Raw genomic sequence first — 24,145 nt, forward strand, 5'->3', positions numbered from 1 at the left:
GGGCTCTCTGGGCTCTCTGGGCTCTCTGGGTCGACTTGGCTTTTGGCCAAGTCGACCCAGACCTCCCCGACGCCACATTCTCGAATGGCAGAGAGATCCTGAGGCTCGGTCAGCAGGAAGCTGCCGCGCCAGAATGGGTGTCGAACCCAAGAGCCGGCGAGCTTGTGGATGTACATGCCGAGACGAAGCTCGGATACGGGAATGCGTTTTACCAACTTATTTTCCTTTCTGAGTTGGGTGGTTAGGCGTGCGCCGAGGCTGGCACCCAGCGGTAGAGCGGAGGTAAGGTCACGCCAAGATTCTTGGATCAGCCGGAACCGCCGAAATTTCCGTCAGCCGATCAACATGGCTTTGTCTCGCGCTCGGTCGATGCGTTCCTGCATCGCCTGCATGACTTCTTCGTGGGTGTACGACTTGGCGTTGGGGTCGTCGGCCTCTCGGAGAGCTTCCTCGACCTCGCGGGTCATCCGCGCATATTCTTCCGGCCACAGCGCTTGCTCCATGCGCAGCGACGCCTGCCCAAGCAGGTGCAGCAGGCCGAACAGCCGCATGTCATTGGTGGCGACGACGTGCTCTCGAATCCGCTCCTGGATCACCTCGCAGGCCCGATGCGCCTCTGGCGTCGCCGTGCCCTCGTAGCCGGCTGGGAGTTCTGCTTCTTCAGCGATTCGCGCCCAAGCGATAGCCAGCGCCTCGATGGTGGACAGGTTCATTTGCTCATCCACTTGCGCAGCAGACGCTTTTTCAGGGAGGCGCGCTCTTGCGGATTGCGTCCCTTGTGGTTGGCAATGCGATCCGCCGTGGCGGCCTGGCGCTTGATGGGCCAGTAGGAGCGGCCATCCTTACCCATCGACCAGACGTTGCTGACCTGGTTTTCCAGTAGAGGCAGATGGGCGCATAGAGCTTCCGGCGACGCGCTGGCCAGCGCGGTGCGCTCGTGGGTTCGCCAGCGCTGATGCCAGAGTTTCTTGTCCTCGCGCTCGCTACGGCAGGTCGTGTGCCCAACGATGGGCGTTTTGCGGCGGCTGCGGCTCATGATGTGGTTGTCTCCAAGAACATTCAGGACAGGCTTTCTGGGTAGAGCGCCGTCAACCGGGACAGGGTTTCTTGCACTTGTTCCAGCGAGGTCATCAGATGATCAACCTGATCCTGAAGATCCACGGCGAGATCAAATAGCTCAGCCACTCGGCTGCGTGATCCCTCGTTGAACGCGGCCATTGCCAGTTGATGCAGCTTCAACAGGTCGGTGCGCAGTTGCGGAGGTGCGCCGTCTGCGCTGTCATTCAAATCGCCGCGCAGCACGTCCACGGCATCGACTGCACGCAGCAGTGCCGTGGTATCGAAATTCTCGGGAGTCAGTTCGTCCCATTCGTCGTCGGTGATGCGGGCTGCCATCAGGAGGGCTCCGATTAAGCGGTTGCGAGCGTTAGATGCCCGATCGGCTCGGCTGCTGGCCGTACCTTGATTTCGATGTCGTAGCCGAGGCGATTCAGACAATCCATCAGCTTGCGTTCGGATAGATTGGTGAAGTCGCCGCGCATCATGCCCGACACCTTCGGTTGCGGGATGCCCATGCGTTTGGCCGCCGCTTGTTGAGTCAGCCCAAGGGCGCGCATGGCCCTCCTGATCTCGACCACCAGGCCGGTCTTGATCTTGAGCTTTTCAGCGTCAGGCAGTCCAAGGTCGGCAAAGACGTTGCCCGAGCTGCGCTGAACCTCGACGCCTTCAATGATTCGTTTTTGCATTTCGTAGCTCCTGTGCCAATACCTCGGCCACCTTCAGCCGAGCGCGGATGATGTCCATGTCGGCCTTTGGCGTGGCGATTCCGCTCTTGCTCTTCTTCTGGAAGCAGTGCAGGACGAACACCGCTTCCGCAAACTTGACCGTGTATACCGCTCGATAGGTGCCGCCGGCATCGTCTTCGACGACCTCCAGCACGCCGGCACCACCGAACCCCTTGAGCACCTTTGCTGCGTCATCCTGATCGCCTATCTGCGCCAACGAGAGCGCGTAACCGAAACGGCGACGCACGTCGGACGGCAACGCCATCAAATCCTTGTGGCTGCTCGCGATCCATTCGAGCGGTTTTTCTTTGTTTGTCATGACGGAATTTTATACCTGTTCAGGTAATGATGTAAACGCGGCAACCTCAAGGAGGTGTCGTAAAACATTTGTTTTGCGACAGGCTGTCAGCCGCCGCTGTGCTACCTGTGCAACACCCCCTCAAAAATGTACGGAAAACTCTATCGCTATTCACTATTATGCGGAAACCTGTTTTTGATGGTTATCCGCCTATGTTGGTTGGCTACATGCGCGTGTCGTCGGACTCCGACCGCCAGAGCACGGACTTGCAGCGCGACGCGCTGCTCGCCGCCGGCGTCGATCCGCGTCACCTGTTTGAGGATCGTGCCTCTGGCGCGAAGGATGACCGTGCCGGCTTGGCGCGGGCGCTTGAGTTCGTTCGAGCCGGCGATGTGCTGGTGGTGTGGAAACTCGACCGGCTCGGTCGCTCGCTGTCGCACCTGCTCGCCATTGTGACTTCGCTCAAGGACAAGCGGGTGGCGTTCCGCTCGCTGACAGAGAACCTGGACACTACGACGCCCTCGGGCGAATTCCTGTTCCAGGTGTTCGGTGCGCTCGCGCAGTACGAGCGCGCCTTGATTCAGGAGCGCGTCGTCGCGGGCTTGGCCGCCGCACGCAAACGCGGCCGGATCGGCGGCCGGCCGCAGGCGATCACTGGTGAGAAGCTGGACGCCATCGTCGCCGCGCTCGATGGCGGTATGTCTAAGGCGGCGGTGTGCCGCAACTTCAATGTCAAGCGCACTACGTTGATCGAAACATTGACGCGAGCAGGTTGGCGTGGTGCGGGAAGGACGGTCGATGAGCAACAAGAATAAGCTACTCACCGTCTTTTCTGACGCAGAGCAGGAAGCCTTGTACGGCCTACCGGACTTCGACGATGCTCAGCGGCTGGAATACCTGGCGTTGACCGAATCTGAACTGGCGTTCGCCAGCAGCCGGCCTAGCCTGCAGGCCCAAGTCTATTGCGTCTTGCAGATCGGCTACTTCAAGGCCAAGCATGCTTTCTTCCGCTTCGATTGGCATGAGGTCGAGGACGATTGCGCCTTCGTGCTGAGTCGCTATTTCCACGGCGAAGCGTTCGAACGCAAGGCGATCACCAAGCATGAGCACTACAGCCAGAGGGGTCAGATCGCCGAACTGTTCGGCTACCGGTCGTGGGCGGCTAGCTTCCTGCCGCAACTGGCACAGCAGGCTGAACAGATCGTGCGGCGCGACGTAATGCCAGGATTCGTGGCCGCCGAACTGATCGTTTGGCTCAGCGAGCACAAAATCATCCGGCCCGGCCACACCACCTTACAAGAGCTGGTCAGTGAAGCCCTGTCCACCGAACGCAGGCGCTTGGGCGGCTTGCTGGCAGAAGTGTTGGACGAATCGGCCAAAGCTGCGCTGGGCCAGCTCCTGGTGCGTGACGACACCCTGTCTCAACTGGCAGCGCTCAAGCAGGACGCTAAAGATTTCGGCTGGCGTCAGATGGCAGGGGAGCGCGAGAAGCGCGCCACGCTGAAGTCCTTGCACGGGATCGCCAAGGCGCTGCTGCCCAAGCTCGGCATCTCGCAGCAGAACCTGCTGTACTACGCGAGCCTGGCGAACTTCTATACCGTCCATGACCTGCGCCACCTGAAGGCGGAGCAGACCCGGCTCTACCTGCTGTGCTATGCCTGGGTACGTTACCGGCAGCTCACCGACAACCTGGTCGACGCGATGGCCTTCCACATGAAAAAACTTGAGGACGAGAGCCGCACGGGTGCGAAACAGTCCTTTGTCGCCGAACAGCTGCGACGCCATCAGGAAACGCCGCAGGTTGGCCGCCTGCTGTCGCTGTACGTGGACGACAGCGTGGCCGATCCGACGCCGTTCGGCGAGGTGCGCCAACGCGCCTACAAAATCATGTCCAGGGAATTGCTGCAAAACACGGCGCAGCGCATGAGCGTCAAGCCACTGAACAAACTGGCGCTGCACTGGCAGGCGGTGGACGGCCTGGCCGAACGCATTCGACGCCATCTACGGCCGCTGTACGTCGCGCTCGACTTCGCCGGCACGGCCCCCGATAACCCATGGCTCGCGGCGCTGACTTGGGCCAAGAGCGTGTTCGCCAAGCAGCAGCGCCTATCACAACGGCCACTCGACGAATGTCCGGCGGCAACGCTGCCGAAACGCTTGCGTCCGTACCTGCTGATGTTCGATGCCGAAGGCACGCCGACAGGCCTGCATGCCGATCGTTACGAATTCTGGCTTTACCGTCAGGTCAGGAAACGCTTCCAGGCGGGCGAGCTCTACATTGACGACAGCTTGCAGCACCGGCATTTGTCCGACGAGTTGGTTTCGATGGACGAGAAAGCCGCCGTGCTCGCGCAGATGGACATCCCCTTCCTGCGGCAGCCGGTCAGTGCCCAGCTCGATGCACTGGCGGCCGAGTTGCGTGCGCAATGGGTGGCGTTCAATCGCGAGCTGAAACAGGGCAAGCTGACGCACCTGGAATACGACAAGGACACGCAGAGACTGACCTGGCGCAAGCCCAAGGGGGAGAACCAGAAGGCGCGCGAGCAAGCTCTCTACGAGCAACTGCCATACTGCGATGTCGCCGACGTGTTTCGCTTCGTCAACGGCCAGTGCCAGTTCCTGTCGGCGCTGACACCATTGCAGCCACGCTATGCGAAGAAGGTAGCCGACGCCGACAGTCTGATGGCGGTGATCATTGCCCAAGCCATGAACCACGGCAACCAGGTTATGGCACGTACCAGCGACATCCCGTACCACGTCCTGGAGAGTACCTACCAGCAGTACCTGCGCCAGGCGACGCTACATGTGGCCAACGATTGCATCAGCAACGCCATCGCCGCACTGCCGATCTTCCCGCATTACTCGTTCGACCTCGATTCGTTGTACGGTGCCGTTGATGGGCAGAAATTCGGCGTCGAGCGACCAACTGTGAAGGCGCGCTACTCGCGCAAATATTTCGGCCGCGGCAAGGGCGTCGTCGCCTACACGCTGCTGTGCAATCACGTGCCGTTGAACGGCTACCTGATAGGCGCACACGAGTACGAGGCTCACCACGTGTTCGACATCTGGTACCGCAACACGTCGGACATCGTGCCGAGCGCGATCACCGGCGACATGCACAGCATCAACAAGGCCAACTTCGCCATCCTGCACTGGTTCGGACTTCGTTTCGAGCCGCGCTTCACCGACCTCGACGACCAGTTGCAGGAGCTGTATTGCGCCGATGATCTGGCATTGTACGAGAAATGCCTGATCCGGCCGGCTGGCCAGATCGACCGGCAACTCATCGTCGGTGAGAAGGCGAACATCGACCGAATCGTCGCCACACTGGGCCTGAAGGAAATGACGCAGGGCACGCTGATCCGCAAGCTGTGCACCTATACGGCGCCGAACCCGACGCGGCGCGCAATCTTCGAGTTCGACAAGCTCATCCGCAGTATCTACACACTGCGCTACCTGCGCGACCCGCAACTGGAGCGTAATGTTCACCGCTCGCAGAACCGCATTGAGTCCTATCACCAGCTACGCTCGACCATCGCCCAAGTCGGTGGGAAGAAGGAATTGACCGGCCGCACCGACATCGAAATCGAGATCAGCAACCAGTGCGCCAGGCTGATCGGCAACGCGATCATCTTCTACAACTCGGCGATCCTGTCCCTGCTGCTGACGAAGTACGAGGCAGCTGGCAATGCCAAGGCGCTGGCGTTGATCACGCAGATGTCGCCAGCGGCCTGGCGGCACATCCTGCTGAACGGGCATTACACCTTCCAGACTGACGGCAAGTTCATCGACCTGGATGCGCTCGTGGCGGGACTGGAGCTGGGCTGACGGAAATTTCTGGGATTCCGGCGTACAACCCCTTTTTGGGGTCGTCTTAGAAAACGGAAAATAAAGCACGTTAAGCTGGCTGCAGCGGCCGTAGCGGCCTGAACTTGCCCGCGCCGATCTTGGCGTTGCTGCGCCAGAGGTAATCGCCAGTCAGGTTGATGTGCTCCCAACCCAGCGGCGACAGATACTGCAATAGAGAGTCATCAACGGGCTTGCCGTGTCCACGCAGGGCATTCGCGGCCCGTTCCAGATAAACCGTGTTCCACAGCACGATGGCTGCCGTCACCAGGTTGGGGTAATGCCGAGATAAAGGGAAATTCACTCATTTTGCTCGGTAATTACTGGTCAAAATTGAAAACTCCAGAGGCAACGCCAACTGTAGGGTCGGATTAGCCGAGATCTTGGCCAGCCTTCAGGAAAACTTATAAGTTACACGATCCCTTATAAATCAATTACTTGCATTGTAAATGCCCTATTTTTTGCCTTATCTCGGCATGACCCCTTATTCGCACTGGCAGGGGGACTTCAACCGAAGTCACCAGTGTCAGATAATGGTTGCAGCTGAGAACCATGGCTTAGCGTACAAACATCTCAGTGCTCTGTGATTTCCCTTTATTTCGCATGACCCGTTAGTCACGCCTTATGGCATAATGCCATTATTGCTCATGGAGACTCATCTTGCGCTCGAACCTGCCTGTCACAACCGTTGAACAAATATTTCCAGTCCAGCAGCGATTGATCTCTGCTACGGATACGAATGGGAATATTTCCTATGTGAATGACGAGTTTATGAGAATAAGTGGCTATTCTCGTGAAGAGTTGTTGGGCAGTCCGCACAATTTGGTTCGTCATCCCGACATGCCTCCAGCTGTTTTCGGGCTGATGTGGGGCTATCTGAAGGCTGGCAAAAGCTGGATGGGTATCATCAAGAATCGCTGCAAGAATGGTGACTTCTATTGGGTCAGTGCGTATGTGACACCTATTCTCGAAGATGGCCGCTTAACAGGCTACGAGTCCGTTAGAGTCAAGCCGACTCGGGAGCAAATTGATCGCGCACAAAAGCTGTATGACCGGTTGCGTGCAGGTAAAAATTCCATTCCCCAAAATCGTCATTATGCGGCATTCATGAGGAGGATGGTCTTACCTGCAACTGCGGCTGCGTTGGCAATAGGTGCGGCTAGCGTGCTGCCAAGCCTGGCAGCACAAGCGGTAACTGCCGTGCTCTTTCTCGTTACAGGATGGTGGTCCTATACGCGGCTGGAACATCAGTTGAGTCATATCATGAAATGCGCCCCTGACGCTTTTTCAGATCCGATTAGCGCCATCACTTACAGCGATACGTATGGCCCTTCAGCGCAGTTGGAAATGATATTGATTAGTGAGGATGCACGCCTTAAAACCGCACTGACTCGGCTAAGCGATCTGGCCAGCCAAGTGGCTGAAGCCGCTGCGCATTCCTCCTTACTCTCGAACCAAACTGAAAATGCCTTGCTGGAGCAGCGAGCGGAAACGGACATGACGGCAGCCGCCATGACGGAGATGGCGGCCTCAATCAACGAAGTGGCAGGGCATGTTCAAAAAACCGCCATGGAAGCGCAAGCAGCAAATGAACTGGCTGAACAAGGTGATAAAGTCGCCGGTACTTCCCGTGAGGCCATTCAGTTGCTGGCCAGTACCGTCACGAATATCAGCACTGCTGTGGATTACCTTGCCAATGAAACCCAGCAAATTATGGCTGCTGCGGGGGTGATTCAAGCCATTGCTGATCAAACCAACCTACTCGCTCTCAACGCTGCAATTGAAGCGGCTAGGGCTGGTGAGCAGGGTCGTGGTTTTGCGGTAGTAGCTGATGAAGTCCGGGCCTTGGCCGCTAAAACCCGCGTATCGACTCAACAAATTCAAAACGTCATTGAAACCCTTAAAAAAGGCGCAGATGAGGCTGTGAGCATTGCCAAACTCGGTATTCGCGAGGCCGACCACGGTGTACAGCAAGTTATAGAGGCGCAGTGTGCTCTCCAAGGCATTCGCGATGCTGTTGAACGGATCAGTGGTATGAGCCAGCAAATGGCAGCCGCTTCAGAAGAGCAGGCTAGTGTCGCTGAAGATATTGCTCGGCAGATTAATAACGTAGCGGGAACGGTTGAGAGAACAGCGAAGAATGCTAACTCCGCCGTGATTCGTGGCCGGGAACTTGAAAGTACATCCCGTGGTTTAAACTCGTTGGTTGAACGGTTCAACAGGTAGTGACCTTATAATTATTTTGGTGAATTAGGTTTATATATGAGTGCAAGATACCGTGCAGCGGTGGATGCGGCAGCTATTTTCTCGGAAACCGATAAATCCGGAATAATCACCTATGTCAATGAACAGTTCTGTGATATTTCTGGCTATAGCGCACAGGAGTTGATTGGGCAAAACCACCGCATACTAAACTCAGGGCAGCATCCCCCTGAGTTCTTTATTGATATGTGGAAAAAAGTTTCACGTGGGCAGGTATGGAAAGGTGAAATTTGCAACCGTAAAAAGGATGGCAGCCTGTATTGGGTAGAGAGCACCATTGTACCCATGTACGATGATGCCAGCCAGCGGGTGCAGAAATACGTTTCCATTCGTTTCGATGTGACCGAAAAGCGGAAGTTTCTGGAAACCTTGCAATGGCAGGCTGAGCACGACGAGCTGACGGGTCTTCCAAATCGTTTTTTGCTGTCCAAAGCGCTTGATCAGGCTATTGTCAAAGCAAAGAGCCAGCCCAGCACGGTTGCCGTGGGCGTGCTTGATCTCGATGGGTTTAAGCAGATTAACGACCGCTATGGCCACGAGATAGGTGATCGTCTGTTAGTGGCGGTGGCTGATCGCCTGAAACATAGTATGCGTATCGAAGATACCGTAGCCCGTTTGGGAGGCGATGAGTTCGTGCTGATTTTGGGTGTGCGGGATCCCAAGGTGTTGGAAAGCGCCCTGCAGAGGCTTTTAGCTGCCCTTTCCGCCGTCTACATCATCGATGGCATAGGCATTAATATTTCCGCCAGTATCGGTGTGACGCTCTATCCAAACGATAATGAGAATGCCGATACACTGCTACGTCATGCCGATCAGGCTATGTATAAGGCCAAACAAAGTGGCCGTAACCGTTTCCATTTGTTTGATGTATCAAAAGATAAGATGGATAAATCAGCTTTTGATACCGTAATACGGGTTCGCCAAGCGTTACATGATGGTGAGTTATGCTTGCATTATCAACCAAAAATAAGTTTGAGCAGTGGGGCAGTGATTGGTTTTGAAGCGCTATTGCGTTGGCAGCATCCGCGAGATGGACTTATATTACCGCAGTATTTTATACCGTTGATTGAGCAGAGCGATCTGATCGTGGAGATCGGCGAGTGGGTCATAGATCAGGCGCTCAGTCAAATAGAACAATGGGCGGACTTGGGTCATTCGTGGTCTGTGAGTGTAAACATTTCAGCATTACATTTCAAAAAAGAAAACTTTGTAAAGTCCCTAAAGTTTTTGCTGGACAGCCACCCTAATGTTTTGCCGCAGATGTTGGATATTGAGATTACCGAATCAGTGGTGATAGAACACTTATCACATGTCACTCAGTGCCTCATTGCTTGCCAGGATCTGGGTGTGACATTTTCGTTGGACGACTTTGGAACCGGGTATTCATCGCTGAGCTACCTTAAACAACTGCCCACGCAGTCAATCAAGATAGACAAATCTTTTATACGCGACATACTCATCGATAAAGACAGCTTGGGGCTGACTAAGGCGATCATTGGTCTAGCGAAATCGTTTAACCGCGAGGTTATTGCTGAAGGGGTGGAAACGGTTGAGCACGAAGTGTTGCTGATGAACCTAGGTTGTGATGTAGCGCAAGGCTATGGTATTGCGAAACCCATGCCGGTAGAAAAAGTGCTATCTTGGGTGGCGAAGTTTGTCCCTGCTCATTTATCTAGAGGGGGTAATAGATAAACCGCACCGTCCACGAACTGATTGCGTCGTCGCAACCTAGTGGATTGAGCGGTTAATTCATTTATCCACCGGTAACGATATACTGTGCGTCCAATGCCATGGATTGGTTATGCGCATGGCTCGACCGACTTTCCCCATTCGCTCGAAATATATTTTTTATGATACACTATCCCAGCTGTTATTTTCTGGAACAATGAAATAATTAATATTATCATAAACAACAAATCGATAATAATAAGGAGGATCATATATGTCGGATCAAGAGTTAATACTAGAGCAACTCCGTAACGTGAATTATGATAAGTTAAGCAAACAAGATATCGTAACAATGCTAGATGCAGGGGAACAGACTCTAGAAAATATGGCAGCATCAAGAAAAACTGCCATTGATATAATAGCAGAGGCAATGAACCAAACAAAGAATACGCTTGAGGCACTTGATTATTCTGGAAAGGTAGAAGTTGAAATCAGGAAAAATCTCAGCATACTGAGAGAGCTACTGATGACTGGCGATCTATAGTCCCCTAGACTGGGCGAATTAGCACAGGAGGTTGGCCTTGGATTAGGGGAGCCTACAGAATTCGGAAAAAATCGTACGCTAAGGTTTTCTGATCAGTCGTAGGCTCGCCAGTTTGATGTATTCCGTTCCTGGCCCAGCCAAACCTATCGGTCTTCGCGGGTGTGCCACAGGCGCAGTAGGTAGATAGTGGAATCCACTATCTCGTAACGCATCTCGTAATGGCCGATCTGAATTCGGCGCACATCCCGTGGATCGAATTCTTCCAGGCGTTCGCCAATGCGCGGGTTGGCCAGCAGCGTGGAAGGTGCGGCTGTGAGTTGCTGCACTGTTCGTGCGGCGGCAGGCTGATTCACCGACGCCAGAAACTCATACAACCGGGCAATGTCGGAAAGCGCCTTGCTTGTCCACTTCAACTCCATCAGCGCGGTACCGGCAACGGAGTGTCAGTGCTGAGGCTTTCAGCCCAGGCCTGGACAGCTTGATGATCGATCACGCGACCAGCATCCACATCGGCCAATGCCTCACGGGTCAGGCGACTACGTTCTTCTTCCTGGTCTATCCAGGCGGCCAGAGCCTGCTTGACGATCCAGTTCTTGGAGCGTTCCAGGCGCTCAGCCATCAAATCGACCTTTTCGGCCAGTTGCACAGGGACGTGAGCCGTGACGGATCGGGTTTTCGCGGTGGTTGCCATGATGGGGTTACTCCTAATCAATGGTAGGTACAAGGTGCATGCTCTGCCGGCGTTCAGTAACCGCCGCTTCCGATGCCATCCGGCGCAGAGTGACGGCATGTTCGCTGGCCTGGCGGGCACCGGCCTCATCGCCATTAGTTTTGAGCTTGTTGGCCTGCCATTCAGACGCTTCAGCGCCGGCAAGTAACGACGTGGCCAGCGTTACTTTTGGACGAGACTTTTCACGCTGCTCCTGCGCGCCTCGCTGACGTTCGACAACCTGCGCGGCCTCGTTGGCCGTGATACGCAAGTTGGTGCGAGCAATGTCAAAGCTGCCATCGGCGTTTGTGGCCTCGGGCGCTTCGAGGCAGGTTTGCATCGAATCCACTGCCGTCAACAGCTTGTCGATCTGCTGCAACAGCTCGGTTCGTTCTTGGTCATTCTTCATGGAGCGTCACTTCTTCTTGAACTTGATGTCGCCTGAGCCGGCAACGGAATGGTCGCGGGTCGGCGGGTTACCGCGCACCACGATGTCACCGGAACCCGCCACGCGTGCCTTCACTGAGTCGCTGACATAGGCGTCGATATCACCGGAGCCGACTACCGACAGTTTGGCGGACGTAGCGACCAGCTCGCTGGCGTCCACGTCGCCCGAACCGGCTATCTCGGCGTCCAGAAGACCCACGCGACCAAAGGCCGTGATATTGCCCGAACCTTGGATGCCTAGATCGAGGACGGTCTGCTGAAGGTCGTACAGGGTCACGTCGCCACTGCCCTTGATGCGGATACTGGGGGCTTCAGGCAATGCGATTCCAACGATGCTTCGCCCCTTGGACTGCATAGTGACGCCGCCGTGGCGTCCACCGACATTGATCGTTCCGCCCACGAAAATGTTGCCGGTACCAGAAACGTGAATATTGCCCCCATAGCCGCTAATGGAAATGCCCTCCTGCTCGATGATCAGCTTGTCACCCTCGAAGCGGGTCTTGATGTTACGAATGGCTTCCACGTTTTCCCCTGCCACGACCAGGTGCGCTGATGACGAGCGAAAGAACACAACATCAACCGCCCCCTTGATCACAATTTTGCTAACTGGGTGGATGGGGCGCTCTTCCTTCTCGTAGTTGGCAGCACGCTCCCATGCGGAATCGCGATGGTTGGCATCCTGGTGCGTCAAAGGGCTGGATTGGCTCATCATCTATCCTTTGTGATTTATTTTGAGTGACTTTGCCATAGCTCGACTCAGGGTTAATCATAGTGAATAATAATGAGCTGTCAATCGATCCGTCAGGTTGGGCTATGCCCTAACCTGACGTCAGGACAGCCTACCCAGAAACGTCCGGATAGACTCCATCGCTTAATTTATTGACACAAGCTACGCAAGGTCATAGATTTATTCCTGACACTTTTCTGTTTGGGGGCATCTTGCAAGGTCAACGTATCGGCTACGTCCGGGTCAGCAGCTTCGACCAAAACCCGAAGCGGCAACTGGAACAGGTCGAAGTCGGAAAGGTATTCACCGACAAGGCATCGGGCAAGGACACCCAGCGCCCAGAACTTGACTCGCTGCTGGCCTTCGTGCGCGAAGGAGATACGGTGGTGGTGCACAGCATGGATCGCTTGGCCCGCAACCTCGATGACCTGCGCCGCCTTGTGCAAAAGCTGACCAGGCGCGGTGTGCGCATCGAGTTCGTCAAAGAATGCCTGACCTTCACCGGTGAGGATTCGCCGATGGCAAACTTGATGTTGTCGGTCATGGGCGCGTTCGCCGAGTTCGAGCGAGCATTGATCCGCGAGCGACAGAGGGAAGGCATCGCGCTCGCCAAACAGCGCGGAGCATACAGGGGCCGCAAGAAAGCGCTTTCGCCCGAACGCGCCGCTGAACTTCTGCAACGCGTCAAGGCCGGCGAGCAAAAGGCAAAGCTGGCCCGTGAATTTGGCATCAGCCGCGAAACGTTGTACCAGTACCTGCGCGAAATTGGAGCTTAACGTGCTTTATTTTCCGTTTTCTGAGACGACCCCTTTTTCATGTCGAGACCTCCAGGGCGTCCAGGTGGGCAGGGTAATCGTCGATGAGCTTGGCCATGCCGTCATCGCCCGGCAATTGGTCGAGCTGATCATTCAGCCAGGTGACGAAAGCCGGGCGACCTAATGGGTAAGACCCATGACGTTCTTGCAGCAAATGAACAAGGAAAAAAAGGCGACCGGTACGTTTGTCGCGCATGGGGTGGGGCTCCTGAGTTCGGCGCAGCGGCATAATCATTCTAAAACCAGGAGTGTACGTGGCGGTACGCCAGAAGTGGGGGGCTTGGTCGCCGTGACCGGCCCACATTTCAACCAGGAGCGCTGTCTGTGTGGGGGGCCATTTAACATAGGGTCTGTTATTCGCAGCCCAGCGGGCCCATAAAAGCGACGTGCAGCGATCAAACCAGTGACTACTGGCATAGGACGGCATAGAATGTGAATTACAAGTGAGTACAAGTGAGTCATTGTCATCTATGACAGACGCACGATCCTCAGCAACAAAATGACCTTGCCAATGCCGGGTCGAGGAGTTCTCGTGATATTCGAACTGAAAATGTCCCCCAAAAAAACGGAGCACGACCTCGATGCGCCCGTTTTTTACAACATGGAACGTATGCGCATGTCCCTGGACAGCGGCGAGATTCATGTTCCTAAAGGATTAACCAAAGAGGCGCGTCGTCGCTTTGTGCGTGAGCAGCTGTCGAATGTCGCTAACCGTTAGCCTGAGCGTTTATTTTGGTAACCTTTACGACAAATTACCCGAGCGAGACCTCGATCAGATCGACGCCTTCTGGACACATTGTGAAGACCATGGCCTATCCGGCTGGCAAGGCAAGATCAAACCAAGCTGGATTGTGCCAGACCACTACCCAGATGCCGCGATCAGAAGGGCGGATGCCAAAGCCAACAAGTATTGGCATGCGCACATTGGTATCCCCACCTGGAAGCCGTCAAAAAATCCGAATGCCACATACGAGGTGTCGGACTGGGTTCTGCACTTTACGTACAACGAAAGCGCACGCCATGTGAAGCTGGTGGATTACGGCGATCACGACCCGTTCACATTACCCGCTGCCCATAAATTGGTGTGACGCCCAAACCGCCTGAAGGCGGTTTTTTCATGCCTTAACTCAAGCCGACGATAAGCGTCCAAGCGGCATGGCCATCAAGCAGTTGGCCATCGTGGAAAGCACGGTATCGAGATTCTGATCTGATCTGATCGGCCAGGTCGTGCAAAAGCCCTGCAGTAGCGGGGCTTTTTGTTAGTGGTAAACCACGGTTACTCTTGGCGCACCAATTTGAACTGAGTCAATTTGGCGCCGGGTGGATCGTCACGCGTTAGCGTCAAACCTTCAAGCTTGCCAGCCGGCTTGCCGTTGTAATGAAACACATCGCCTTCAACCTTACCCACTTCCCATGTGGTTTCAAAATAGCGGCCCTGGCGCAGCTCGCCGGTCTTGCTCCCCTCTGGCTCGATGACGTCATAAACGCCTTCGGGATCGTATTGCTCACTCATTTCAGACTCCTGTGATGCGCCTTAATGGCTGCGTGAGCGTACTTCATTTAGACCAAATTGGCTTCGGAGGCCAGCCTGGCCACTGCCAGCCGAGCGCCGGGCCCGCTGGCCGCCACTCGACTGGCAGCGACCTGGGGTTCGGGGAGCAATGGAACAGTAAACGCACTTAAGCCCAGTACCTGCCCGCAAACCAGCGCTCTGTCTGGGGAGTACGATAAAACCACCGTTTTATGAAACCGCTTTAACGAACATCAGGAAGGACCGTAAACATCCGAAAAGCGGTTCGATAAACTCGTTTCGACAATCAGAGTTCTCCAATCAACAGTCACATACGAGTAAAGCGAACTCTAATTCGTGCTTACGTTGGTTTTCGGTTCCATTGCTCCCCAAACCCCGACCTCGCTATCAAAAAAAGATAACAAAAAATTGATAACGTTATTCGTTATCTGTTATAATAACATTATCGTAACAGATAATAGATAACAAAAAAGAGGTTTTACCATGGCCCTGGTTACTTTTGAATCCGTCGCTGCTGCTGCTCAAAAACTACTTGATGAAGGCGGTAAAGCGTCTGTGCGCGCTGTCATCGCGGAGCTCGGAGGAGGCTCGCCGAACGCCGTGCTGCCTCACTTGAACGCCTGGAAAAATGGTCGCCCCCTGGTAAGGGCCTCGGACATTCCTTTGAATCCTGAGATTGCCCGGCTGATTGCTGAGCAGATCAGCAGCGCGAGTGCCATTGCGGCAAAATCAGCGGAAGAAAAAGCCTCCGACGTTCAAGCCGATGCGGAAGCCGTGGCCGAGGCGGGGCGTGCGGCAGAAGCCCTGGCAGCTGAGCTAGAGCAGACCCTGGGACAAGCCAAGGCTGAAATCTCGACCACGGCGCGAGCCCTTGAAAACCTGGAGGCAGAACGTCTGCGCGATGGCCAAATTGCTCAGGACAAGATCAATTCCTTGCAGATAGTGCTGGATAGCGAGCGTGAGCGGGCCGATTTGGCCGGTCAAAAAATGGCCAAGGATGAAGTACGGCTGGAGTCCGCAATGGCTCAGATTGTTGAGCTCAAACAGCGCCTCGAGGTTCTGCCAGCCTTGGAAGCAAAACTGCACGAAAGCACTGAGCGCGCAGCGGTCGCAGAGTCCAAATTGGCGGGCGAATGCACGCACAGCGCTGATTTGAAGCAGCGCCTGGAGACATCTCTGGTTGCCGAGGCAAAGGCCAAGGAAGAGATCGAGCAGCTGCGCCTGGACGCTGAAAAATCAAGAAGTGCAGAACAAACGGCGCAAGCAAAACTGGAGTCTGCACTGCGCGAAATGGAGTCGTCCAGGGCTCAGCTGGTCGACGTCAAAGCCGAGCTCAAAGAGGCGAAGGCTGAGGTCAAAGAGGCACGGGATGAAGCCAAGGAGCTGCGCACCAAGCTCCTGGAAACTCCGAAAGCAGAGACCAAGCGACCCCAGGCATGAGCCCTTCCGGGAGGGGCCCAGGGCCCCTCCCCTGTGCGTTAAACTCCGGTTTCTAGCATCCGGAAGATAGCCAGGTTGATCAGCGCGGCGCGGCTCTGTCCAGTGCCCTCCGCCATGGCGTCCAGTCGCGCTAGCAGGTCGTCAGCAATGGTATGAGTGATCTGCTGTCGCTTGCCCTTACGCACCCCGCCTTTTTTGACTGGTGCCGGAACCAGTTGAGGTGCTGCCTTGGCACCACCGTCCGGGGCGTTTTTGATGAAGTCTGCAGCGATTGTCGGTTTTGCCGGAATGCTCATTTTACACCTTATTTAATATTAATATGATATGAATTTAGATGTTAAATAGGGTTTTCATGAGATGATCAAGCTCGGCTATTGCCTTGCGATCCACTGGCTTCAATTCAGCCACGCCAAGGCCCTGGGCGACCGAATACCAGAAGGCTTTTCGGCGGCGCAACGGTGCATCGACAAACGTGACCTGAGGCAAGCTCATCAGCGATTTTTTGGCATCTTCATTGTCAGCGGCAATCGAGCCGTGATCAGCCAGGCTCAGACCTGCGAGCACGCGCAACGGCGATAACTTCAGTGCTTGGCGAGCTGCTGTGGCTTGATCAAGCAGCAGGGTCAAATCTTCCAACGCCCAGTCTTCAAATGCACGCGGCTGAGTCGGCACATAGAGCAATTCGCAATGAACCAGCGCTGCGCGGAAAGCCGATGAATCCCGACCGCCGACATCAATGATCACATCGTCAAAATCACTGGCCTGTTTGTTGAGCAGTTGCTCCAGCTCATCGCCCTCATTGCACAATACGCACGACACTTCGGGCAGGACGCCTGCTGCTTGGCGGGCTGCAATAGCGTAGAGCGCTGACTTTTGGCGATCACCATTAATTATCAGTACCCGGCGATTTTTCCTGGCGAGTGCGATAGCGATCTGCACTGCTGCTGTCGACTTGCCGACGCCGCCCTTGGTGTTACCGACAGATACGATCATCTTACACCTTTTTTCATATTAAAATGAGGTTCTAATCATAGTCATTTAAGTGGTATTCAGTCAAGCGCAATACCTCCAGAGAGGACGGGCCAAGGGGGCTTCCTCCTAAAAAGCTCGTCCCTTCCCGCGCAGCGGGGCTGGCTTTCTCTTGGGCCCACAAGCGATTTTCATCCAAAAAACAGACTGATTGCCTGGCGACTTCAGCGCGTCTTGGGGCTACGGTTGAGGTCGAAACGCCCCCCTGTAATTCTTGTTGCTGTACAACCTCCCCCACCGGTTTTTGTCAGCAAACCTGGTCGGTGGAAGTTGTCGTTCCCATTAATTGCTCAGAGACTGGTCTCCAAGCATTGAGCGCTCTTTTGTTTGGCCATCGAACAAGCGGGTGGCACATCCGCTCAAGTATTTTGCTCAAAGACCAGTCTCCTAGCTTTATGTGCTTTTTGGTCGACCACCTCTTGCAGGCGTGTGTGGCCCGTCTATGGTTTAAGCTCCAAGACTGGTCTCTGAGCTAATTGTTGTTAAAAGCCCGAAGGCTATCTACATACCCAGATCGACTGTCAAAATCTGGCCCTTAAGCTTGCGAAGCCGAGATTCGTCGATTTCACTTTTCATAGCGTCCGAGAAAATTCCGAACAACTCTTTGGCCATGGTCGTTGTTTCTTCGCTGATGTCGAACTCTGAACGCTCACCTGGACTGCGACTATCTTTACACCAGTCCGCGAGTTTGTTGTTAGAAATTGAACGACCAAAAGTAGATTCTTGCCATTGTTCAATCTTGTATTTAGAAGCAGGGCTGTGATCGGTTTCTAGTGCCCATTGAGTAATTTCGACTATCAAAACTTGCTTGTACCGTCGATGAACACCAAGAATTTTTGCTGCTATAGATCTTCGCTGATTTGTTGTCAGGGTTTTATCTTTCAACAACTTTTTAAAGCCATCTGTGTTTTCCTGACATTTTTCTTTCATTGTTTTCAGTGTTTTGATAATCATCTTGCTATATTCCAAAAATACCTGTCCTGAGTTTATACAAAACTGCTTGAATTAGCGATATGGTTTGCGATCAAATACATAAAAGAAGGTCAAGATCAACGGTGAACAAGGCTCCTCCTGTGCTATCGCACAGGCCTTGTTGAGGACTTCGTCCCCAAACCCCTAGTAGGGCTCCGCCCTACACCCGAAAAGCAAAGCCACAGCAATAACAAGAGCGCCTGGAGGTGCCTGATATGAGCGAAGAACAAAAGAAGAAACGCAAACCGGCACGGCGCAAGATGACTTATCAGTCGGTCTTGCTGCGCATGTCAGTTGACCAAAAATCGACATTGGTTGCCAAGGCCGCTGAGGCGGAAAAGTCATTGAATCAATTTATACTCGATTCCATTACCAGTGCCAAAGTCCAGCCGAAGGCTACCAAAAATCTGGAACTGCGAGAGCAGAACATTTGGCTCAACCGCATTAATAGCAATCTCAATATGATTGCGAAACATGCCAATATTTTTCAGGACAACGCCGATGGCGTCTTGATGCATGTGCGTCTATTGCAGATCCGGCGTGACCTGCAGGTTCAGTTCGGTGACCGCACATGATCCATGGACTGTCAAAACATACTCAAGGCGCCGGTAGCGCTGTCGACTACTTTCTCGACGATCAATATTTCGAGCCCGAGCCAACGGCAGAAAATCCCAGGGCCGGTGAATGGCGTGAGCGAGACCCCAAACCTCTGGTGCTTGAAGGCGACCCCAAGCAAATCGTAGCGTTGTGCGACTCGCTGAGCTTCAAAAATCGCTATACAAGCGGGGTGCTGAGCTTTTCGCCTGAGGAAAGCGCGAAAATTGCAGCTACGCCAGGCTTGAAAGAGCAGTTGATCCAGGAGCTGCGCGAGTTTGCGTATGCGGGAGTTAAAAGCGACGACTGCAAGCCGATGCTGGTCGTGCAGCACGAACATACCGGACGCCTTGAACTCCATTATTTAATACCGCGAGTTAGTTTAGAGTCGGGTAAATACTTTAACCCGTTTCCACCGAATTATGACGGACGCAAAGGAAAAGGAACTAACGATACATATAAAGAGCAAAATGACGTATTCATTGACTATATGTGCAAAAAGTATAGCTTGCAAAACCCACGCGATCCATTAATTGCAAGAGAAATAAGTATCAATAAGTTTGATCAAAGTAAGGCTGATAAAAAAGCAATTAATGAAGCTGTCGGAAAGTTGATTGATAGCGGCGGAATTAAGTCTCGCGAAGATATTGTAAGTTTCCTGGAAAAGGCTGGTGGCACTATAACCCGCAAGGGTGCTGATTATCTCTCCGTAAAATTTGACGACAATAAAAAGGCCATACGGCTAAAAGGTGACTTCTATGGCGAACGATCTTATTCAGAGATTAGAGAACGCATCGAAAGAGCAGCAGAAAGAATCAACCGACCATTTGATGAGGTTGAATCTGAATATGCGAAAATATTATCTGAACGAGCTGAAGACGTTGAAAAGCGACATAGCCTCAAAGGACTCGCAGCTGAGCGAGCAGACGATTTTGATCGCAAATCTACAAGCGAACTTAAAAATTATGCAGAAGAACTCTCAGCAACAAAATATAGCCTTAGTGATTATGATGACTCTCGCTATAGTGTTAACAAGTATATTGCTGACAATAGTGCGCTAGTCCAGCTTGCAGACTCAAGCTTCACTGTAGATGGCATTGGCGGTGGGGTTGATGATGCCACTTCTGGCGTGGGGCCAATGCAAAGCGGCGACCCTGTGATTGATAAGTTAAATCGCGAGTTACACAAGATGCAAACAAAACTAGCGAACGAAGATTTACAACGTACTAAAAACCGCTGGCAACTTGATCCTGAACAGGAAAAACAACTCAGAGAAATCAGGAACTGGATCACGAAGTTGTTTGCGGGATTGAGTCTGGGTCGGAATTTTTTCACAGGTAGTGCGGAGCCTATGGCGCCTCGCGACATTTCCCTGGTCAGAGGCATGATCACTCAGCATCGACGCGAGATAGATCGTGAACTTAAGGCCGTTGCGGTCGTTGTGAAGCAACGCGAACGTGTTGAACCTCTGCTGGACATCCTGGACAAGCCCATTGAGCCGAGGGAGTCAGCTAGCGGCGCGGATCTAGAAACGGCCACGGACAAGATGGACAAGCTTTTTGGCATCAAACGCGACAAGTACGGCAGAAGGCCTAAACCAGATGACGATGGCCCAACCTACGGCTGATGACCCGCCTGCGGCTGCGCACGAGCCCTCAGCTATCGAGGTAACGATTTTTTTCGTATTGAGATGCCAGCAAAATCAATGGAAATGCTAACGACTGGTGCTGACACCCAGTCTGCTAACTAGCGCAGGGCTTGAACTTTTTGCTATAACTATCGGATTGCTCAGCCAAAACCGGTCACGAAGAGCCAGGTTGGCAATCCAGATTCGGAATCAGAAAAAAATCACCGACATAAAAAAACCCGCCGTAAAGGCGGGTTTTAAAAAAAGCTCAGGGAACTAGATCGATCTGCTTGGCGGCGACGACGATCTAGCTCCCCTACAGGAATCCAGTATATGCAGAACCCCTGCAAGAATTCAATATCAACAGGCCGCCACCTGACGAGATTCTGCTCGTCTAGGTGGTGGCCGTGTCAGCACTAAATCAACAGCTCAGCCTGTTTGCTGGACTCGAAGAAGCTAGCCTCTATCACGAACACGATTCTCGTGGTTTTGTTGCCGTCTGCACCGAAGATGGTGCTGGAAAATTTCATCAGTGGTGCGTAAAACCCAGCAATCTAGCCGCTTACCTGGACTTCATCGAAGCCGGCAATCGAATGAATGTCTGGTTGTCGCAAGGCGAGTTTTCTGGGCCCAATCGGCGCATCGTCAACTTGGTGCGTATGGGGGTGTGCTTCCTTGACCTCGATGTCTACAAAAGCCCAGCGAAAGATTGGTCTCGTCAGCAGGTGCTGGAGAAGATTCATGATCTTTGTCGCGAAGCCGGCATCCCGTCACCGTCTCTGATCGTTTTTTCGGGCCGTGGCTACCAGGTCAAATGGCTTCTGAGTTCATACCTGCCGCGTGCCGCCTTGGTACGCTGGAACCTCGTCCAGGAACAGTTGGTGGCCTTGTTCAAGCCGCTTGGGGCTGACCCTGCTGCCAAAGATGCCGCTCGCATCCTGCGCCTGATCGGTACGATCAACCTAAAAAGCGGCAAGCGCGTCGAAGTGGTGTACGCCCAAGGTCGCAGCATCGATACTGCAGCCGCGTTCGACTTTGAACAGATGACCAAGGCGCTGCTGCCCCTGGATCGTCAGCGAAAATCTGCTAAACCACCAGCGAATGCGCCGTTTCAGCTGTTGCCAGACGCAGAACCGGCCAGTCGGAACGGCAAAAAAACGCAGCTTAAGGGCATCAATACCCGCGTATTGGCCTGGGATCGACTTGAGGATCTGCGTACCCTCGCCGCCATGCGCGGCGGTATCGGTGAGGGCATGCGCAACACGTATTTGCTGATTGTCGCCTGTCAGATGGCTCTGTGCGGTCTGATCTATCCGCAGAACTTTCGCAGCGAAGTCCGAGCCCTACAGGCCGAAATTTCCACAGACCCCAAATGGCTGCGTGACCGTGAACTGTTGGGCAGTCTGCAGGCTCGTGTCGAAGCCCACAATAGACGCGAGAAGATTGAGTACAACGGGCGCGAGCTGACGCCGATCTACACCTACAAAACGGCGACCATCATCAGCTTGCTGAGTATTACCAGGGCCGAACAGGAACAGCTGAAAACGCTGATCAGTAGTGACTTGGCCACCGAGCGCAACACAATCCGCGAGCGTAGCAAGCGGCGTGCTTCTGGTGTTGCCGAACGAGCTGAGTACCTGTCCAAACGCGCTGAGGCAGCTTTGGAGCGCCGAGAATCGATCTTGCTACTACATGCTCAGGGCTTGAAACCGATGCAGATCATGGCCGAGCTCAGCGTTTCAAGATCCGTGGTCATGAAAGCTTTAGCTGAACTTAAATGAGATATATTCTCGATAAAAGTGTTTTTGTGTGTGGCTACGTCCTTTGGCGATAGCCCCCCTCCTTAGGAGGGGATTAGATTTTGATCTGCTTTGGCTTTCTCTTTTGTTTTACTGAGATCTATACAGGTAGTCCTTTAGTCTTTTTGAGAAAATGAAAATAGAAACACCAGGCTTTGCTGTAGCTCACTGCAAAAGCCACAGAACTAGGGTCTGCCCACGATTGAGCCCGCTGCGCGGAAGTTACGAGGGGGGCTGCAACGATCATGCTTCGCCCAGAAGGCGGAGCAGTTTTAGCAGGCCTTCCGTAGGAGGCCTCTGAGGGTCGCTGAGACGTTGATAGACGTGGGCCGCAAAAGTCCCTGGATGCTTTCGCTGATACAGCGTGCCCAGGATCATGGCGCCCTTGAGTTCCGCCTGGCGGGCCGCGATCACCGCACGCTTTTGCTGCTCAAGCAGTTCCTCGGCACGATCCAGGCTGAGTGATAAGCGCCGCAGATGTTCGCGGAATTCTTCGGGGGGGCGCCGTTTTAAGGTCATGGCCTGGTTCCAGCGGTGGGGATTTCTGCACGCTACACGCCAAAACCGTCAATGCACAATGCATTGAAAATCACCATTACATGGCTCAAAACTCGACGACTAGGCTCTTGATGCCTATCCGTTCGCAGAAGCTGCCGATAGCGGTGAGCGATGCCCAGATCCTAACGGGCTCCCGGCGACTGCGAACAGGTCGCCAAGAGGCCGCTATGCGGCCTTGTAGCGACCAACCCCCTTCTACCCTGACTGCCCGCATCTCACGCAGCGCCTGATCGCTTATAAGGGTTTCTAGGGTGTCTTGCTGAATTGCCTTTTTGGGGATGTAAGCCGGAACCCCAGAAATTTCCGTCACCCTAGTTGGGTGGGCTCAACACTCGTGTCACCAGCTACCTTCTGGAGAATCGAGCTCGGCCATCCCTCCCTGGACGGGCATCGCTCGACGATGTTCAACGGCTCCCTCACGGGGCCGTCGTTTTGTGGGGGCTATTCCATCCACAAGTCGTCGAGGTTCTTGAAGTTCCAGAGCGTCGGGTCTTCGGGGCCAGTGATACTGTCCTTGCAACTCGTGGCCGCCAGGTCGATGGTCTGCATCGGGATCGGCTCTCTCGAGCGTAGCGAGAAGAACACGCGAACCTTGGGAGTCAGCAGTGATTCCATTCCCGGCTCAACGACAACGGCCAGACGCTGAGAGGACAGGCGAACCAAGGAGCCGACGGGGTAGATGCCCACGGCCTTGACGAAGGCGTGGAAGATGCGTTTGTCGAAATGGCCCTCCCACTTGGCCATCTGCCGCATCGCCGCGGACGGGTCCCACGGCTTTTTGTAGGCTCGCTCCGACGTCACGGCATCATAGACGTCGCAGATTGCGCCCATGCGGGCCAGGAGTGAAATGGCGTCACCGGCCAAGCGATCCGGGTAGCCGGTTCCGTCGATCTTCTCGTGATGGTGCAGGGCAATGTCCACCACCCCGGGCTCGGCCCCGCCTGCGCGCAGCATCTTTGCGCCCTCCACAGGGTGGCGCTTCATGATGGCGAACTCGGCATCGGTGAGCTTGCCTGGTTTGTTAAGCACTTCCAGCGGCATCGCGGCCTTGCCTAGGTCGTGCATCAGTCCGCCGATGCCAGCCAGGCGCGTTTGCTCCTCGTCTAGATCGAGATGCCGGGCCAGCGATAGCATCAGGGCGCAGACGGCAACCGAGTGCAGGTAGGTGTAATCGTCGTGCGTTTTGATGCGTGCGACGCTGATGAGGGCATGAGGTTGGCGCAGCACCGAGGCAGCGATTTCTCCGACCAGCGGCAACGTCGTGCTTGGGTCGACGGCCTTGCCAAGCCGGGCTTCCTGGAACATGTCCATGACTTGGGACTTGGCCGCAAGACAGAGTTTCCGTGCATAACACATTTCGCTCTCCATTGAGGTTGCGCCGTCACTTTTCTTGCTTAGTGGACTAGACGGCAGAGATTGCTCCTCCGACAATTCTCTGGGCTCTGGGCTCTGGGCTCTGGGCTCTGGGCTCTGGGCTCTGGGCTCTGGGCTCTCT

28 protein-coding genes and 2 pseudogenes are annotated in these 24,145 nt (G+C 54.3%); 13 read left to right on the top strand and 17 right to left on the bottom strand.

Annotation, left to right across the window (positions count from 1 at the left end):
• Positions 1 to 332 precede the first annotated feature (332 nt).
• The 5 genes from MOQ67_RS31470 to MOQ67_RS31490 are packed head-to-tail and all read right to left on the bottom strand — an operon-like array spanning position 333 to position 2,103.
• Entirely contained in the window at positions 333 to 713 is a 381-nt protein-coding gene (locus MOQ67_RS31470) for a hypothetical protein (RefSeq protein WP_001054412.1), read from the bottom strand.
• Positions 710 to 1,036, bottom strand: a complete 327-nt coding sequence (locus tag MOQ67_RS31475; protein ID WP_000091614.1) for a hypothetical protein — start codon at positions 1,034 to 1,036, stop codon at positions 710 to 712. Before MOQ67_RS31475 ends, MOQ67_RS31470 begins: the two co-directional genes overlap by 4 nt.
• Before the next feature lie 23 nt (positions 1,037 to 1,059).
• Positions 1,060 to 1,395, bottom strand: coding sequence for a hypothetical protein (locus tag MOQ67_RS31480; RefSeq protein ID WP_000741275.1), 336 nt, complete (start codon positions 1,393 to 1,395; stop codon positions 1,060 to 1,062).
• Between the two features lie 14 nt (positions 1,396 to 1,409).
• A complete protein-coding gene (locus tag MOQ67_RS31485; RefSeq protein ID WP_001172026.1) occupies positions 1,410 to 1,745 on the bottom strand; it encodes a helix-turn-helix domain-containing protein in 336 nt (111 codons plus the stop codon).
• A complete protein-coding gene (locus tag MOQ67_RS31490; RefSeq protein ID WP_003151133.1) occupies positions 1,726 to 2,103 on the bottom strand; it encodes a type II toxin-antitoxin system RelE/ParE family toxin in 378 nt (125 codons plus the stop codon). Before MOQ67_RS31490 ends, MOQ67_RS31485 begins: the two co-directional genes overlap by 20 nt.
• A 191-nt stretch (positions 2,104 to 2,294) precedes the next feature.
• Here MOQ67_RS31490 and MOQ67_RS31495 point away from each other — a divergent pair, with 191 nt between their 5' ends.
• Positions 2,295 to 2,897, top strand: coding sequence for a recombinase family protein (locus MOQ67_RS31495; protein WP_010465829.1), 603 nt, complete (start codon positions 2,295 to 2,297; stop codon positions 2,895 to 2,897).
• Positions 2,881 to 5,910 (top strand): Tn3 family transposase, encoded by a 3,030-nt coding sequence (locus MOQ67_RS31500; RefSeq protein ID WP_010799689.1) that lies wholly within the window; start codon positions 2,881 to 2,883, stop codon positions 5,908 to 5,910. The genes MOQ67_RS31495 and MOQ67_RS31500 overlap by 17 nt, the downstream gene beginning before the upstream one ends.
• A 70-nt stretch (positions 5,911 to 5,980) precedes the next feature.
• Here the strand turns inward: MOQ67_RS31500 and MOQ67_RS31505 are convergent.
• A pseudogene (locus tag MOQ67_RS31505) lies at positions 5,981 to 6,202 on the bottom strand (Tn3 family transposase); the annotation flags it as partial.
• 497 nt (positions 6,203 to 6,699) lie between these two features.
• Between MOQ67_RS31505 and MOQ67_RS31510 the strand changes: the two are divergent.
• The 4 genes and pseudogenes from MOQ67_RS31510 to MOQ67_RS31525 all read left to right on the top strand — a co-directional run.
• Positions 6,700 to 6,867, top strand: a pseudogene (locus tag MOQ67_RS31510) (PAS domain-containing protein); the annotation flags it as partial.
• Between the two features lie 177 nt (positions 6,868 to 7,044).
• Positions 7,045 to 8,154 carry a methyl-accepting chemotaxis protein gene (locus tag MOQ67_RS31515; protein WP_371105869.1) on the top strand — a complete coding sequence of 370 codons (1,110 nt, stop codon included), beginning with the start codon at positions 7,045 to 7,047 and terminating at the stop codon, positions 8,152 to 8,154.
• A gap of 36 nt (positions 8,155 to 8,190) precedes the next feature.
• Entirely contained in the window at positions 8,191 to 9,882 is a 1,692-nt protein-coding gene (locus MOQ67_RS31520; RefSeq protein WP_448675979.1) for a putative bifunctional diguanylate cyclase/phosphodiesterase, read from the top strand.
• A 250-nt stretch (positions 9,883 to 10,132) separates the two neighbouring features.
• Positions 10,133 to 10,402, top strand: coding sequence for a hypothetical protein (locus MOQ67_RS31525; protein WP_011077892.1), 270 nt, complete (start codon positions 10,133 to 10,135; stop codon positions 10,400 to 10,402).
• Between the two features lie 143 nt (positions 10,403 to 10,545).
• Here MOQ67_RS31525 and MOQ67_RS31530 read toward each other — a convergent pair whose 3' ends face one another.
• From MOQ67_RS31530 to MOQ67_RS31545, 4 genes are read right to left on the bottom strand one after another with little or no spacing between them, the layout of a single operon-like run.
• Positions 10,546 to 10,821, bottom strand: a complete 276-nt coding sequence (locus MOQ67_RS31530; RefSeq protein ID WP_016502317.1) for a type II toxin-antitoxin system RelE/ParE family toxin — start codon at positions 10,819 to 10,821, stop codon at positions 10,546 to 10,548.
• Complete coding sequence (locus tag MOQ67_RS31535; protein ID WP_016502318.1) at positions 10,821 to 11,093, bottom strand: CopG family ribbon-helix-helix protein; 273 nt, start codon at positions 11,091 to 11,093, stop codon at positions 10,821 to 10,823. The genes MOQ67_RS31530 and MOQ67_RS31535 overlap by 1 nt, the downstream gene beginning before the upstream one ends.
• A gap of 13 nt (positions 11,094 to 11,106) precedes the next feature.
• On the bottom strand, positions 11,107 to 11,520 hold the full coding sequence (locus tag MOQ67_RS31540; protein WP_016502319.1) for a hypothetical protein: 414 nt from the start codon (positions 11,518 to 11,520) through the stop codon (positions 11,107 to 11,109).
• Positions 11,521 to 11,526: 6 nt separating this feature from the next.
• Positions 11,527 to 12,267, bottom strand: coding sequence for a GIN domain-containing protein (locus tag MOQ67_RS31545; protein ID WP_011077894.1), 741 nt, complete (start codon positions 12,265 to 12,267; stop codon positions 11,527 to 11,529).
• A 230-nt stretch (positions 12,268 to 12,497) separates the two neighbouring features.
• Between MOQ67_RS31545 and MOQ67_RS31550 the strand changes: the two genes are divergently transcribed.
• On the top strand, positions 12,498 to 13,061 hold the full coding sequence (locus MOQ67_RS31550) for a recombinase family protein (RefSeq protein WP_019334898.1): 564 nt from the start codon (positions 12,498 to 12,500) through the stop codon (positions 13,059 to 13,061).
• A gap of 37 nt (positions 13,062 to 13,098) precedes the next feature.
• Here MOQ67_RS31550 and MOQ67_RS31555 read toward each other — a convergent pair whose 3' ends face one another.
• Positions 13,099 to 13,296 carry a hypothetical protein gene (locus tag MOQ67_RS31555; RefSeq protein WP_108184860.1) on the bottom strand — a complete coding sequence of 66 codons (198 nt, stop codon included), beginning with the start codon at positions 13,294 to 13,296 and terminating at the stop codon, positions 13,099 to 13,101.
• Positions 13,297 to 13,632: 336 nt separating this feature from the next.
• Between MOQ67_RS31555 and MOQ67_RS31560 the strand changes: the two genes are divergently transcribed.
• Together MOQ67_RS31560 and MOQ67_RS31565 are read left to right on the top strand one after the other, a co-directional pair.
• Positions 13,633 to 13,818: a hypothetical protein gene (locus MOQ67_RS31560; protein WP_048402749.1), complete on the top strand. Its 186-nt coding sequence runs from the start codon at positions 13,633 to 13,635 to the stop codon at positions 13,816 to 13,818.
• A complete protein-coding gene (locus tag MOQ67_RS31565) occupies positions 13,802 to 14,188 on the top strand; it encodes a hypothetical protein (protein ID WP_108184858.1) in 387 nt (128 codons plus the stop codon). The genes MOQ67_RS31560 and MOQ67_RS31565 overlap by 17 nt, the downstream gene beginning before the upstream one ends.
• Positions 14,189 to 14,376: 188 nt before the next feature.
• Here the strand turns inward: MOQ67_RS31565 and MOQ67_RS31570 are convergent, their stop codons facing one another.
• The gene (locus MOQ67_RS31570; RefSeq protein ID WP_048402754.1) at positions 14,377 to 14,613 is read right to left on the bottom strand and encodes a hypothetical protein; all 237 of its coding nucleotides are present in this window, start codon (positions 14,611 to 14,613) and stop codon (positions 14,377 to 14,379) included.
• 501 nt (positions 14,614 to 15,114) lie between these two features.
• Between MOQ67_RS31570 and MOQ67_RS31575 the strand changes: the two genes are divergently transcribed.
• The gene (locus MOQ67_RS31575) at positions 15,115 to 16,071 is read left to right on the top strand and encodes a DNA-binding protein (protein ID WP_448675972.1); all 957 of its coding nucleotides are present in this window, start codon (positions 15,115 to 15,117) and stop codon (positions 16,069 to 16,071) included.
• Between the two features lie 38 nt (positions 16,072 to 16,109).
• On the opposite strand, the gene MOQ67_RS31580 is transcribed toward MOQ67_RS31575, so the two are convergent.
• The 3 genes from MOQ67_RS31580 to MOQ67_RS31590 all read right to left on the bottom strand — a co-directional run bounded on the left by MOQ67_RS31580 (position 16,110) and on the right by MOQ67_RS31590 (position 18,054).
• A complete protein-coding gene (locus MOQ67_RS31580) occupies positions 16,110 to 16,367 on the bottom strand; it encodes a ribbon-helix-helix protein, CopG family (RefSeq protein ID WP_057833237.1) in 258 nt (85 codons plus the stop codon).
• A gap of 34 nt (positions 16,368 to 16,401) precedes the next feature.
• Complete coding sequence (locus MOQ67_RS31585; protein ID WP_448675973.1) at positions 16,402 to 17,064, bottom strand: AAA family ATPase; 663 nt, start codon at positions 17,062 to 17,064, stop codon at positions 16,402 to 16,404.
• A gap of 537 nt (positions 17,065 to 17,601) precedes the next feature.
• Positions 17,602 to 18,054, bottom strand: a complete 453-nt coding sequence (locus MOQ67_RS31590) for a hypothetical protein (RefSeq protein ID WP_448675974.1) — start codon at positions 18,052 to 18,054, stop codon at positions 17,602 to 17,604.
• Positions 18,055 to 18,287: 233 nt separating this feature from the next.
• Here MOQ67_RS31590 and MOQ67_RS31595 point away from each other — a divergent pair, with 233 nt between their 5' ends.
• The 3 genes from MOQ67_RS31595 to MOQ67_RS31605 all read left to right on the top strand — a co-directional run bounded on the left by MOQ67_RS31595 (position 18,288) and on the right by MOQ67_RS31605 (position 22,074).
• The gene (locus tag MOQ67_RS31595) at positions 18,288 to 18,647 is read left to right on the top strand and encodes a plasmid mobilization protein (protein WP_448675975.1); all 360 of its coding nucleotides are present in this window, start codon (positions 18,288 to 18,290) and stop codon (positions 18,645 to 18,647) included.
• Positions 18,644 to 20,293 (top strand): relaxase/mobilization nuclease, encoded by a 1,650-nt coding sequence (locus tag MOQ67_RS31600; protein WP_448675976.1) that lies wholly within the window; start codon positions 18,644 to 18,646, stop codon positions 20,291 to 20,293. The genes MOQ67_RS31595 and MOQ67_RS31600 overlap by 4 nt, the downstream gene beginning before the upstream one ends.
• A gap of 407 nt (positions 20,294 to 20,700) precedes the next feature.
• Complete coding sequence (locus MOQ67_RS31605) at positions 20,701 to 22,074, top strand: replication protein (RefSeq protein WP_448675977.1); 1,374 nt, start codon at positions 20,701 to 20,703, stop codon at positions 22,072 to 22,074.
• A 261-nt stretch (positions 22,075 to 22,335) separates the two neighbouring features.
• Here MOQ67_RS31605 and MOQ67_RS31610 read toward each other — a convergent pair whose 3' ends face one another.
• A complete protein-coding gene (locus tag MOQ67_RS31610) occupies positions 22,336 to 22,611 on the bottom strand; it encodes a hypothetical protein (RefSeq protein WP_448675978.1) in 276 nt (91 codons plus the stop codon).
• Between the two features lie 480 nt (positions 22,612 to 23,091).
• Positions 23,092 to 23,961: an HD-GYP domain-containing protein gene (locus MOQ67_RS31615; protein WP_223198360.1), complete on the bottom strand. Its 870-nt coding sequence runs from the start codon at positions 23,959 to 23,961 to the stop codon at positions 23,092 to 23,094.
• Between the last annotated feature and the right edge of the window lie 184 nt (positions 23,962 to 24,145).

The organism is Pseudomonas sp. LY-1, from assembly GCF_053502595.1.